Source organism: Amycolatopsis sp. NPDC005232 (assembly GCF_040607795.1).
Lineage (GTDB): Bacteria > Actinomycetota > Actinomycetes > Mycobacteriales > Pseudonocardiaceae > Amycolatopsis.
In genome coordinates, this window is sequence record NZ_JBEXHL010000008.1 from 126,485 (window position 1) to 138,586 (window position 12,102).

General features: G+C 70.6%; 10 protein-coding genes. 6 read left to right on the top strand and 4 right to left on the bottom strand.

The window, feature by feature from the left end; all coding sequences use genetic code 11:
• Positions 1-29 precede the first annotated feature (29 nt).
• Positions 30-626, bottom strand: a complete 597-nt coding sequence (locus tag ABZU76_RS17495; protein ID WP_354870356.1) for an XRE family transcriptional regulator — start codon at positions 624-626, stop codon at positions 30-32.
• Between the two features lie 223 nt (positions 627-849).
• Between ABZU76_RS17495 and ABZU76_RS17500 the strand changes: the two genes are divergently transcribed.
• From ABZU76_RS17500 to ABZU76_RS17520, 5 genes are read left to right on the top strand one after another with little or no spacing between them, the layout of a single operon-like run.
• Positions 850-2,415: a hydantoinase/oxoprolinase family protein gene (locus ABZU76_RS17500; RefSeq protein ID WP_354870358.1), complete on the top strand. Its 1,566-nt coding sequence runs from the start codon at positions 850-852 to the stop codon at positions 2,413-2,415.
• Positions 2,402-3,484 (top strand): DUF917 domain-containing protein, encoded by a 1,083-nt coding sequence (locus ABZU76_RS17505; protein WP_354870360.1) that lies wholly within the window; start codon positions 2,402-2,404, stop codon positions 3,482-3,484. The genes ABZU76_RS17500 and ABZU76_RS17505 overlap by 14 nt, the downstream gene beginning before the upstream one ends.
• A complete protein-coding gene (locus ABZU76_RS17510) occupies positions 3,481-4,692 on the top strand; it encodes an amidohydrolase family protein (RefSeq protein WP_354870362.1) in 1,212 nt (403 codons plus the stop codon). Before ABZU76_RS17505 ends, ABZU76_RS17510 begins: the two co-directional genes overlap by 4 nt.
• 24 nt (positions 4,693-4,716) lie before the next feature.
• Entirely contained in the window at positions 4,717-5,100 is a 384-nt protein-coding gene (locus tag ABZU76_RS17515) for a nuclear transport factor 2 family protein (RefSeq protein ID WP_354870364.1), read from the top strand.
• Positions 5,101-5,154: 54 nt separating this feature from the next.
• The gene (locus ABZU76_RS17520; RefSeq protein ID WP_354870367.1) at positions 5,155-6,483 is read left to right on the top strand and encodes a cytosine permease; all 1,329 of its coding nucleotides are present in this window, start codon (positions 5,155-5,157) and stop codon (positions 6,481-6,483) included.
• A 20-nt stretch (positions 6,484-6,503) separates the two neighbouring features.
• On the opposite strand, the gene ABZU76_RS17525 is transcribed toward ABZU76_RS17520, so the two are convergent.
• Both ABZU76_RS17525 and ABZU76_RS17530 read right to left on the bottom strand, forming a co-directional pair.
• Positions 6,504-7,424, bottom strand: coding sequence for a hypothetical protein (locus ABZU76_RS17525; RefSeq protein WP_354870369.1), 921 nt, complete (start codon positions 7,422-7,424; stop codon positions 6,504-6,506).
• 178 nt (positions 7,425-7,602) lie between these two features.
• Complete coding sequence (locus tag ABZU76_RS17530; protein WP_354870371.1) at positions 7,603-8,049, bottom strand: winged helix-turn-helix transcriptional regulator; 447 nt, start codon at positions 8,047-8,049, stop codon at positions 7,603-7,605.
• A gap of 119 nt (positions 8,050-8,168) precedes the next feature.
• On the opposite strand from ABZU76_RS17530, the gene ABZU76_RS17535 reads away from it, so the two are divergent.
• Positions 8,169-8,534, top strand: coding sequence for a tautomerase family protein (locus ABZU76_RS17535; RefSeq protein ID WP_354870373.1), 366 nt, complete (start codon positions 8,169-8,171; stop codon positions 8,532-8,534).
• 3 nt (positions 8,535-8,537) lie between these two features.
• Here ABZU76_RS17535 and ABZU76_RS17540 read toward each other — a convergent pair whose 3' ends face one another.
• The gene (locus tag ABZU76_RS17540; RefSeq protein WP_354870374.1) at positions 8,538-12,038 is read right to left on the bottom strand and encodes a multifunctional oxoglutarate decarboxylase/oxoglutarate dehydrogenase thiamine pyrophosphate-binding subunit/dihydrolipoyllysine-residue succinyltransferase subunit; all 3,501 of its coding nucleotides are present in this window, start codon (positions 12,036-12,038) and stop codon (positions 8,538-8,540) included.
• Between the last annotated feature and the right edge of the window lie 64 nt (positions 12,039-12,102).

Genomic DNA, 12,102 nt, shown 5'->3' on the forward strand with positions numbered 1-12,102 from the left:
CGGCTCGAACCCCGCTCAGCGCGCGGATTTCAGTCGGCCGCCGCGCCACCGGGGAACCCGCCCTGCGACAGCACGGTGATCACCTCCGCCGCGACATCTCCGCGGTTCGCGAAGCGGTGCCGCCGGCCCGCGCGCAGACAGACGCTGTCGCCGGGTTCGAGGTCCACTTCGGACTCCCCGCCGTCGAGCGTAAGCTGCACCGCGCCGCGCACGACGTGCACCCATTCCTCGCCGTCGTGCACGGAGTCCTCGGCCATGACCGCGCCCGGTTCCAGCAGGGCGATGCCCGACAGCAGAGTGCGGCGCGTATCCGGGGAAGCCAGGTAGACGCTCATGCCGTCGGCCGGGCTGTAGACGCGCCGGCGCTCGACGGCGCGCACCACGATCCCCTCTTCCGGGTCGCGGGCCGGCATGAGGTCGGCCAGGTCCACGCCGTAGAGCGTGAGCAGCCGGTGCAGGCGGCCGAACGTGATGTCGTTGGTGCCGTTCTCCACCAGGGACAGGAACGACTTCGAGATCCCCGTCGCGAGTGCCACCTGCTGCAGCGAAAGTCCGCGCCGCTTGCGGCACGCGCGCAGGTAGGGACCGATCTCGGGGACCGCCTCGTCGAGAGACCCGGATGACATGGTCCGGGACGGTACTCGATTGTCCAGTTTTCTGGAAGTCCCGTCCGGTGTTGTGAACTTCCCTCGCCACCGCGGTGACGCATCCGTTATCGGGCGGACAGTTGACCCGCACGAACTCGGCTCGTACTGTACGCCGCAAGTTCAGTGTTCAGTTTACTGGATTAACGTTCTGTTTACTGGATAGCGGCGGCGGGTCCCGCTCCGTGGTCCGGGAAGGGCAACGATGCGCATCGGAATCGACGTCGGCGGCACCAACACCGACGCAGTCGCGCTGGACGACGAGCGGGTCGTCGCGTGGACGAAAACCGCCACGACGGACGACGTGCTCTCCGGCGTGGCCACGGCACTCGCCGCCGTGGTCGAGCAGGTCGGCACGGCCGCGGTCGAGGCCGTGGTGATCGGCACAACGCAGTTCGTCAACGCCGTGGTGGAGGCGCGCCGCCTCACGCCGGTGGTCGTGGTCCGGCTGGCCACGCCGCCTCAGACGCTCGAACCGTTCATCGACTGGCCGCCGCCCCTGGCCGCCGCGGTGCGAGCGCAGGCCCACGTCGTCGGCGGCGGGCACCAGTTCACCGGCGAGCCACTGCGGGCGCTCGACGCGAACGCCATCCGGAAGATCGCCCGCCACGCGCCCGAGGGCTGCGAGTTCGTGGTCAGCGGCACCTTCTCCCCGGTCAATCCGGACGCCGAGCGCGAGGCCCGCGACCTCATCGACCAAGCGCGCCCTGGAGCGTCGGTCACGCTGTCGCAGCAGATCGGCCGGCTCGGCATCCTGGAGCGGGAGAACGCCGCGATCCTCAACGCTGCGTTGCGACCGCTGGCCGACCGGGTGATCACCGGTTTCGCCGACGCACTGGCGGACGTCGGTCTCGACGTGCCACTGTTCCTCTCCCAGAACGACGGCACCGTGATGAACCTGGCCCTGGCACGGGCTTTCCCCATCCTCACCATCGCCTCCGGGCCGACGAACTCCATGCGCGGTGCGGCTTTCGAGTCGGCCGAGACGGACTGCATCGTCGCCGACGTCGGCGGCACCACCACCGACATCGGCCTCGTGCAAGGCGGGTTCCCGCGCGAGTCGGCCATCGCGATCGACCTCGCCGGGGTGCGCACCAACTTCCGGATCCCCGACGTCGTCTCGCTCGGGATCGGCGGCGGCAGCCTGGTCGCCGAACACGACGGCGTGGTGACCGTCGGGCCCGGGAGCGTCGGCCACCAGCTCACCGAACGCGCGCTCGTCTTCGGCGGCGACACGCTGACCCTCACCGACATCGCGGTCGCGGCCGGGATCGCCGACGTCGGCGATCCGACCCTTGTCGCCCACCTGGCGGCCGGGTTCACCGGCCGGGTGCTCGCCCACGTCCACGAGCGGATCGCCGAAGCCGTGGAACGCGCGAAGCTCAGCGCAGCGCCCATTCCCGTGATCGCCGTCGGAGGCGGGGCTTTTGTGGTCGGCGACGAGATGCCCGGCGTGTCGGCGGTGCGAGTCCCCGGCCACGCACCCGTGGCGAACGCCGTCGGCGCGGCGACCGCGAACGTCGGCGCGGAGGTCGACCGGATCTACTCGCTCGCCGAGCGCACCCGGGACGACGTCCTCGACGAGGCCCGACGCACGGCGCACGCCCGTGCGGTCGAAGCCGGCGCCGTCACCGGGACGGTGCGGATCGTCGACGAGGAAGACCTCCCGCTCGCCTACCTGCAGCACACCACGAGGGTCCGGGTCCGGGCCGTCGGCGACCTCGGCACGTTCGCGGCAACCCGTGAGGAGCAGATCCATGCAGCTCGATGAACCGGTGCTCGACGACCTGGTCACCGGCGCCACGATCCTCGCCGCGGGTGGCGGCGGCGATCCCTACCTGGGCAAGCTGATGGCCCGGCTCTCGATCCGCGAGCACGGCCCGGTGTCGCTGCTCGACGTGGCCGAGATCCCCGACGACGCGCGCGTCGTGTTCGTCGCCGGCATGGGCGCGCCGAGCGTCGTGGTGGAGAAGCTGCCGCGGGCGAGCGAGATCGTGGCCGCGCTCGAAACGCTGGAGCAGCACCTGGGCTACCGCTTCACGCACGTCGCTCCCGCCGAAGCGGGCGGGCTCAACGCGGTGATCCCCGTGACCGCGGCCGCGCTGCGCGGCATTCCTGTGCTCGACGCCGACGGCATGGGCCGCGCCTTCCCGACGCTCGACCTCGTCACCCCCGCCCTCTACGGCGCGTCGACCACACCCATGTCCCTGGTGGACGAACACGGCAATCGGCTGGTCATCACCACGGAGTCCAACGACTGGGCCGACCGCATCGCCCGGTCCGCGATGATCACTTCCGGCTGCGTGATGATGTCGGCGCTGTACCCGATGACGGGCGCGCAGGCTAAGCAGTGGCTGGTGCGCGGCGCGCTCAGCCTGGCCGCGCGGCTGGGGAAGGTCGTGCGGACCGCTCGGGCCGAGCACACCTCACCAGTGGACGCTGTCGTCGCCGAACGCGGAGGCGCGCGGCTGTTCGACGGCAAGGTCGTCGGGGTCGAGCGGGCGACCGACGGTGGCTGGACCGTCGGCGAAGCCGTGCTGCAGGGCCTGGACGCGTTCGCCGGGCAGGAGTTCCGACTGGGCTTCCGCAACGAATATCTGGTCGGCTGGCGCGACGGCCGGATCGTCGCGACGACGCCCGACCTCCTGATGGCGCTGGAACGCGAGACCGGCGCGCCCATTCCGGCCGAAGAGCTGCGGTACGGCTATCGCGTGGCCGTGATCGGGCTGCCCTGCGACGATCGGTGGCGCACCGAAGCGGGTCTGCGCGCGTCCGGCCCGCGGCGCTTCGGCTACGACGTGGACTTCACGCCGGTCGAGGCCAGTGTGGTGGCGCGATGAGCCGCACGGTCCTGCGCGGCGGCCGTGTGCTCGACGGCACCGGCGCCGCGCCCGCCGACGGCGACGTGGTGATCGAGGACGGCCGCATCGCGGAAGTCGGGCTCGGGCTCGACGGCGACGAGGAAGTCGACGTGACCGGCCGGACGATCCTGCCCGGCTTCATCGATTGCCACGTCCACGTGGTGTTCTCCGGCGTCGACCCGTTCCGGATGCAGCACGAGCCGTTCTCCTACCAGTTCTACGCGGCCGCACGGAACCTAGCGGCCACTGTGGACACCGGCATCACAACCGTCCGCGACGCGGGCGGCGCCGACGCCGGGATCAAGAAAGCGCTCTCCGATGGACTCATCGAGGGGCCACGGCTGCGCACGGCCATCACCGTGCTCGGCCAGACCGGCGGCCACACCGACGGCTGGAGCGCGAGCGGCGAGACCGTGCGCCTGCTCGTGCCGCACCCCGGGCGGCCGGACATGATCGTGGACGGCCCCGACGAGATGCGGCGGCGCGTCAGGGAGCTCGTGCGCGCCGGTGCCGACGTGATCAAGATCTGCACCTCCGGCGGAGTCCTCTCCCCCAGCGACGACCCGCGGCACGGCCACTTCTCCCCCGAGGAGATCGACGTCTGCGTCGCCGAAGCGGCCGCCGCCGGGCTCGGCGTGATGGCCCACGCGCAGGGCACGGCCGGGATCAAGAACGCCGTGCGCGCCGGGGTTCTCTCGATCGAGCACGGCGTCCACCTCGACGACGAGGCGATCTCGCTGATGCTCGAGCGAGGGACCTGGCTCGTGCCGACGCTGATCGCCGGGCGGGCCCTCCTGCGTGACGTCGATGCGGGCACCACGCGGCTGCCCCCGGCCATTCTCGACAAGGCCCGCGCCGTGACGGCCGAGCACCTGGAGTCGATCCGCCGCGCGGTCGACGCCGGCGTGCCGATCGCCCTGGGCACCGACAGCGGCGTGTTCCCGCACGGCTCGAACCTCGACGAGCTGGAGCTGCTCGGCGAGGCCGGACTGTCTCCAGTGGACGCCCTCCGCGCCGGAACCTCTTGCGCCGCCAAGCTGCTGGACCTCGGCGACGAGCTCGGCACCGTCGAACCCGGCAAGGTCGCCGACCTCGTGGTCGTCGACGGCGACCCGCTCGACCTCGCCGGCTACGGCAAGCGCGTCGCGCAAGTCTGGCAACGCGGGCACCTCGTCCGCACCCGCTGATCCCCCTTCCCCGAGGAGTACCCCATGGCAAAGGCGCCTGACGAAGTCGTGAACCTGGTCAAGGATTGGCTGGCCGCAGGCCACCGGCGTGACGTCGAGTTCATCACGAAGCATTCCCACACCGAGGACGAGGACTTCGTCCACACCGTCGCCTCAGGTCCCGACGGCGCGCTCACCCTGGCGCAGTTCCTCGACCACCTGCGCCAGTACCAGCCCCGCGAGGTGCTGGTCTCGGACCCACAGGGGTTCGTTCACGGTGACCTCGCGTGGATCTTCGACTCGCCGCGGGTCGACCTGCTCGACGAGGGCGTGATCGACGCCCGCTTCACCGCGGTGCTGCGCCGCGTCGACGGGGACTGGAAGGTCGTGCACGCGCACCTGTCCGAGGGCGTCCCGCACCAGCCTTGAGTTCCGACCATCCCAGGGGGGATCCACCACATCGAGCCGGCCTTGGAGGCTGTCATGAGTTCGGCGGGTTCTGACGACTATTCCCTCGCGCGCGTGCCGCTCACCGCGCGCCGTTCCTGGTTCGGGATCGCGGTCCAGCGGTTCGGCCAGCTCTCGGCCCTGATCCAGTTCCTGATCGGGGCGACCCTCGGGTACAGCATGCACTTCTGGACCGCGTTCTGGGCGCTCACGCTCGGCGCGCTGGTGATCGAGCTCGTGTCCATTCTGGTCGGTGTGATCGCCGTGCGGGAAGGACTGCCGACCGCGCTGCTGGCGCGGTGGACGGGCTTCGGCACCGGCGGCTCGGCGCTGCTGTCGCTCGTGCTGGGGCTGTCCATCACCATCGGGTTCGGCGTCCAGTCGGGCGTTTCGGCGCAAGGCCTGCTGTCCCTGCTCGGCGGCCTGCCGCTGTGGGCGTGGGCGATCGTGTTCGGCCTGGTGGTCACCGGCATCGTGGTCTACGGCATGACGTCGATGGCGTGGACGGCCTACCTCGCCGTGCCGGTGTTCCTCGCACTCGTGGCGTGGTCCGTCGGCACCGAGCTGTCGCGGCATTCGCTGTCGGACCTGGCCGCCTCTCCTCCACCGGGCCCGGCCATGACCCTCGCACAGGGCGCCGCCCTGGTCGCCGGCTCGTTCATCACCGGCGCCGTGATCACGCCCGACATGGCGCGGTTCAACCGGTCCGTCGGCGACGTCGTGAAGCAGACCGTCGTGGGCATCACCCTCGGCGAGTACGTGATCGGCCTGGCCGGCGTGCTGCTGGCGCACGCCGCGGGTTCCAGCGATGTCATCGCGATCATCGTCTCGTCCGTCGGCTGGGTCGGCGTGCTGGTGATCCTGCTGGGCACCGTGAAGATCAACGACTGGAACCTCTACAGCGCCAGCCTCGCGCTGGTGTCGTTCGTCGAGATCATCTTCCACCGCAAGGTCCACCGCGCGGCGGTGACCATCGCGGTCGGCGTGGTCGGCAGCGTCACGGCGGCGTTCGGTGCGCTCGACTGGTTCACCTCGTACGCGGCGGCCCTGGGGTACATCTTCCCGCCGGTGGCCGGGATCATGCTGGCGGAGTACTTCGTGGTCCGCTCGTGCCGGCCGTTGCTCGACCGGGGACGCGCCACCGACGAGCTTCCGCCGGACGCCCCGCGCTGGGTCCCGGCGGCGTTGGTGGTGTGGGTGCTGGCGTCGCTCGCGGGCGCGTTGGCGGGATTCGGCAGTCCGGCGATCACGGCGCTCGTGGTGGGGTTTGTGCTCTACGTGGTGGCCGGGAAGCTCGGCCTGGTGCGGCGTCCTGTCGTGCCCGCGGCCGAACCCGCGCCGGCTCCCGCGGCGGAAGCGTCGTGACGTCTTCGCCGGACAGCCGGCTACCGCGGCCCCTCGCCGGGGAGGTCCTCGACGGCCAGCCGCAGCCAGTCGTGGTCGAGCAGAACGTGCAGGTCCGGCCCGCGCCCGACGACGCCGGCCGCGGCGGGCAGGTCGTGTCCGTCCGGCTGGACCAGACGGTACTCGCCGGTCACGTGCACGCGATCGTCGCCGAGGACACCGACGACGAGCCGGTCGTGCTCAGGGCCGTAACCACCGTAGAACGCCACGCTGGAGCCGGCGACGGCAAGAGCGCGGGAGCCGCCGACCTCGTTGTGCCAACCGGTCACCTCACCGTCTCGAATGCGCACAAGGGGGAAGTCGGTGTAGTGGCAGGTCCACGCCGTGTCGCCGTCGACGTTGAGGGCGTAGCAGTCGCTGATTCCCCAAGACCCGTGATCGTCGGGCGGGCGGAAGCGCCAGGTCAGGGTCAAATCGGCGGAGAAGCGGTTCAGCCCGTGAACTCCGACGGGTTCGTCGGCTTCCTCCTCACCCCAGCCGTAGTTTCCGAAGACGCCCTCGTCGAAGTACCCCACCCAGATCTCGCCCCGGCGCGTCGCGACCACGTGCTCGATGCCGTCGCCCAGGGTCTGTTCGATCACCGGCGTCCCGTCGGCGTCGTAGACGATCGCGTTGCGGTCCGGGCCGTCCTTGCGCCACCGGGAGCGAGCGCCGACGATCAGGGTCCGGCCGTCGGGCATCGGCTGCACGTGGGGATGCGCCACCGGAAGCCACGCGATCCTCGTGGTGACGATCGCGTCCGGCGCGTGCACACTCACGCGGGCCGCGACTGCCTTGGGCGCCAAGGGATCGGGAAACGAGGCCCAGCCCGTCTGGGTGGTCGTCGACCTCAACGCCGCGAGGTCGCCCGCTGCCGCCCACAGCGCCACGGCCTCGCCGGAGGGACCGATCGACGCCGCCACGCGCACGTCTCCTTCTTGCGGTGGAAGGATCTTCGTGTGGTGCCGGAGCCGGAGGGTGGGCAGTTCCAGGACCGCAGCGCGCCGTTCTGCCTGCCGTCGACGATAGTCAGCATCAGTCATCGAGAGCATTCGAGCACGGTAAAGCACCTGCGGACCACCGAATTTCGCGGCGGCACGCTCACCAAGCTCCCGGTTCGAACTCCGCCGTCAGATCCCGCCATCCCACCGGCTCGCCGCAGCGCGCGCACGTCGGGCGGGGGTCGGCGGGGTGGCCGCAGTCGCGGTGGTGGAGGCGGACCGGCGGGACCTCGTTCTGGTACTTGTCGCCCCAGGACATGACGGCGAGCAGGATCGGGTAGAGGTCCGCGCCTTTCTCCGTCAGGCGGTATTCGTGCCGCGGCGGGGTGTCCTGGTACTGCACGCGGTCCAGGACGCCCTCCGCCGTGAGCAGGCGCAGCCGGTCGTTCAGCACGTTGCTGCCGAGGCCCAGCTTGGTGCGGAAGTGGTCGTAGCGCCGCTCGCCGCGGAAGCACTCGCGCAGGATCATCATCGTCCAGCGCTCGCCGATCACCGACCACGTGCGGGCGACGGAGCAGTAGACGTCCTGGAGCTCGTCGTGCTTCATGGCGACCATCGTAGGACAAGCCCGAGTAAGACAACTTCTGAGTCTTACCTGGTTGCAGGCACCGCGGCCGCCCCCTAGAGTCAGACTCGATTCGAGTCCCGGCCGCTGAGAGGACAACGATGCCCTTCTACCAGTTCACTGTCCCGAGCGGTGGCGCGACGTTGAAGCACCGGGCCGAAGTCGCCGCGGCGGTCACGAAAGTCCACGCCGAGGTCACGGGGGCGCCCGAGGTCTACGTGCACTGCTCGTTCACCGAAGTCGCTCCCGGGAGCATCTTCGTCGCCGGGGAGCCGGTGACGGGCCCGCGCCTGGTCGGCTTCATCCGCGCCGGCCGGCCGCCGGAGCTGCGGGCCCGGCTGCTGCACCGGCTGGCCGACGACTGGTGCGCGATCACCGGCGACGCCAAGGAAAGCGTCGCGATCTTCCTCACCGAGATCCCCGGCGCGAACGTCCTCGAAGACGGCCGGATCCTCCCCGAGGTCTGACGCTCAGCCTTCCAGCACCCGCCGCACCAGCTCGGCCTGTTCCTTCTGGTGCCGGTGGTGCGAACCCGTCGCGGGCGACGCGGCGGCGGGCCGCGACACCACCGTCAGCCGCTTGCCGGCCGGCAGTTCGAGCTCGCCCCGCAGGAACGACCACGCACCCTGGTTTTTCGGTTCCTCCTGCGCCCACACGATTTCCGCGTTCGGGTAACGGGACAGCACCCGCGTCAGCTCCTCCTGCGGCAACGGGTGGAACTGTTCCAGCCGCACCAGCGCGACGTTCGCGCCCGCCCGCGCGAGTAGGTCGTAGTACAGCTTGCCCGACACCAGCACCACCTTCTCGACCGCACCGGGGCCAAGATCGCGGTGGTCGTCGAGGACCGGAGCAAAGGCACCTTCGGTGAAGTCCGCGACGGCACTGGTCGCGGCCCGCAGCCGCAGCATGCTCTTCGGCGTGAACACCACCAGCGGCTTGCGCAACGGCGCGAAAGCCTGGCGCCGCAACAGGTGGAAGTACGACGCCGGCGTCGAGGGCTGCGCCACGATCAGGTTCTCCTCTGCGCACAGCTGCAGGAACCGCTCGATCCGCGCCGACGAGTGGTCCGGCCCGCGGCCCTCGTACCCGTGCGGCAGCAGCATCACCACCGACGACGACTGGCCCCACTTCTGCTCGGCCGAGCTCACGAACTCGTCGACGATCACCTGCGCACCGTTCACGAAGTCGCCGAACTGCGCCTCCCACAACACGAGCGCGTCGGGCCGTTCGACGGAGTAGCCGTACTCGAACCCGAGCGCCGCGTATTCGCTCAGCAGCGAGTCGTAGATCCGGAATGGCGCCTGCGTCTCACCGAGGTCCGCCAGCGGTGTCCACTCCCGTCCGGTGACGTGGTCATGGAGCACGGCGTGCCGCTGCACGAACGTGCCGCGCCGGCTGTCCTGGCCCGCCAGCCGCACCGGCACGCCGTCGAGCACCAGCGAGCCGAACGCGAGCAGCTCGGCGAACGCCCAGTCGATGCCGCCCTTCTCCCCCATCTCCGCCCGCTTTGCCAGCAGCGGCGCGAGTTTCGGGTGCACGGTGAAGCCCGCGGGCTCATCGGTGAACGCCGTGGTGATCTGCTTCACCGTGACGTCGGAGATCGCGGTCGGTCGCGCCGACGCAGCAGGCCCGACCTCCGAGGCAGCAGCGGCCGCACCGTCCACAGTGGTCTGGGCGAACGCCCGCTCCAGCCGCTCCCGGTAATCCCGCTCGGCCGCCGCGAGCTCGTCCTCGGTGAGCTCGCCTCGCCGCGCGAGGACGTCGGTGTAGAGCTTGCGCACCGAGGGCTTGGCCTCGATCACGGCGTACATCCGCGGCTGGGTCATCGACGGGTCGTCGGCCTCGTTGTGCCCGCGGCGGCGGTAGCAGATCAGGTCGATCACCACGTCACGTCCGAATTCCTGCCGGTAGGCGAACGCGAGCCGCCCGGCGCGCACGACGGCCTCGGGGTCGTCGCCGTTCACGTGCACCACGGGCGCCTGGATCGTCTTCGCCACGTCGGTCGAGTACACCGACGTACGCCCGTCCTGCGGCAACGTGGTGAAGCCGACCTGGTTGTTGATGTTGATGCGGATCGTGCCGCCGACGCGGTAGCCGCGCAGCTGCGACATCTGCAGCGTCTCGGCGACCACACCTTCGCCGGCGAGCGCCGCGTCGCCGTGGACGATGATCGGCAACGTCGAGAACTTGCCGTCGCCGCTGCGGTCCTGGCGTGCGCGGGCCACCCCGAGCAGCACGCCGTCGACCGCGTCGAGGTGCGACGGGTTGGCCGCCAGGTACACCGGCAGCTCAGCGCCATCCGCGGCGGTGAAGACGCCTTCGGTCCCCAGGTGGTACTTCACGTCGCCGGACCCGTCGCCGGCCTCGCCGCTGTCCTCGAACTCGTCGAAGATCTGGCGGTGCGTCTTGCCGGCGATGGTGGCCAGCACGTTGAGCCGGCCGCGGTGCGCCATCGCGATGGTCGCGCCGGCCAGGCCCTCGCCGGCCGCGCGACCCAGGATCGTGTCGAGCAGCGCGATCGCCGACTCGCCGCCCTCGAGGCTGAAGCGCGTCTGGCCGACGTACTTGGTCTGCAGGAACGTCTCGAACGCCTCGGCCTCGGTGAGCTTGCCGAGCAGGTGCAGCTGTTCGTCATGGGCGGGCTTCGCGAACGGCTGCTCGACGCGCTCGCGCAGCCACCGGCGCTGCTCGGGGTCCTGGATGTGCGTGTACTCGACGCTGAGCGTGCGGCAGTAGGCGTCCCGCAGCAGGCCGAGGATGTCACGCAGGGCCATCCGCTCGCGGCCGGCGAAGCCGCCGGTCGCGAACTCGCGGTCGAGGTCCCAGAGGGTGAGGCCGTGGGTGGCCGGGTCGAGGTCCGGGTGTGCGCGCTGCCGGTACTCCAGCGGGTCCGTGTCGGCGACGAGGTGGCCGTGGGCGCCGTAGGCGTCGATGAGCTCGTGCACCCGGGTCGTTTTGTCGACCGGTTCGGTGACCTCGGAGGCCCAGCGGAGCGGCTCGTACGGGATCCGGAGCGCGGCGAAGACGTCGTCGTAGAACCCGTGCTCGCCCAGGAGGAGTTCCTCGACCAGGCGAAGGAACTCGCCGCTGCCCGCGCCCTGGATCACCCGGTGGTCGTAGGTGCTGGTGAGAGTCAGCGTCTTGCCGATGCCGTTGTCAGCGAGCCACTGCGCGCTCGCGCCTTTGAACGCGGCCGGGTATTCCAGCGCGCCCGCACCGATGATGGAGCCCTGGCCCTGGGTCAAGCGCGGCACGGAGTGCTCGGTGCCGATCCCGCCGGGGTTGGTCAGCGACAGCGTGACGCCGGCGAAGTCGTCGACCTTCAGCGCGTTGCCGCGGGCGCGGGCGACGAGGTCCTCGTACGACGCCAGGAACTCGCCGAACGTCAGCGTCTCGGCGGCCTTGATCACCGGCACGACGAGCGTCCGTCGGCCGTCGGGGCGCGCCAGGTCGATGGCGATGCCGAGGCCCACGTGCTCGGGCGTGACGACCGCCGGTTTGCCGTCGACCACGGCGTAGTGGACGTTCTGGCCGGGGAACCGCTTCACGGCCTGCACCAGCGCCCAGCCGAGCAGATGCGTGAAGCTGACCTTGCCGCCGCCGGTGCGGCGCAGGTGATCGTTGACGACGATCCGGTTCTCGACCAGGAGCTTCGCCGGCACCGTGCGGATGCTGGTGGCGGTGGGCACGGTGAGGCTGGCGTCCATCGTCGACGCCAGAGTTTTCGCAGTGCCGCGCAGGACGGTGACGTCGCCGTCCGGTCGCTCGCCGGGTGTCGGCGGGGTGGAAGGCTTCGGCGTCGGCGAGGCGCTCGGGGTGTCCGCCTCCGGCCGGTAGTTCTCGAAGACCGGCCACCAGGAACGGTCCACCGAGGTCTTGTCCTGCCGATACCGGTCGTACAGCTCCTCCACCAGCCACTCGTTGACCCCGAACCCCACCGGGGACTCCTCGTCGACGCCCGTGCCCGCCATTTCGATCCAGCTCCTGTTCGTTGAGAACGATCGTTCTCAGTGCTCGGCATCAGTCTACGCCTCG

Excerpts from the sequence above, each read along its gene's own strand:
- ABZU76_RS17495 (WP_354870356.1), bottom strand. The coding sequence starts at position 626 with ATGTCATCCGGGTCTCTCGACGAGGCGGTCCCCGAGATCGGTCCCTAC.
- ABZU76_RS17500 (WP_354870358.1), top strand. The coding sequence starts at position 850 with ATGCGCATCGGAATCGACGTCGGCGGCACCAACACCGACGCAGTCGCG.
- ABZU76_RS17505 (WP_354870360.1), top strand. The coding sequence starts at position 2,402 with ATGCAGCTCGATGAACCGGTGCTCGACGACCTGGTCACCGGCGCCACG.
- ABZU76_RS17510 (WP_354870362.1), top strand. The coding sequence starts at position 3,481 with ATGAGCCGCACGGTCCTGCGCGGCGGCCGTGTGCTCGACGGCACCGGC.
- ABZU76_RS17515 (WP_354870364.1), top strand. The coding sequence starts at position 4,717 with ATGGCAAAGGCGCCTGACGAAGTCGTGAACCTGGTCAAGGATTGGCTG.
- ABZU76_RS17520 (WP_354870367.1), top strand. The coding sequence starts at position 5,155 with ATGAGTTCGGCGGGTTCTGACGACTATTCCCTCGCGCGCGTGCCGCTC.
- ABZU76_RS17530 (WP_354870371.1), bottom strand. The coding sequence starts at position 8,049 with ATGAAGCACGACGAGCTCCAGGACGTCTACTGCTCCGTCGCCCGCACG.
- ABZU76_RS17535 (WP_354870373.1), top strand. The coding sequence starts at position 8,169 with ATGCCCTTCTACCAGTTCACTGTCCCGAGCGGTGGCGCGACGTTGAAG.
- ABZU76_RS17540 (WP_354870374.1), bottom strand. The coding sequence starts at position 12,038 with ATGGCGGGCACGGGCGTCGACGAGGAGTCCCCGGTGGGGTTCGGGGTC.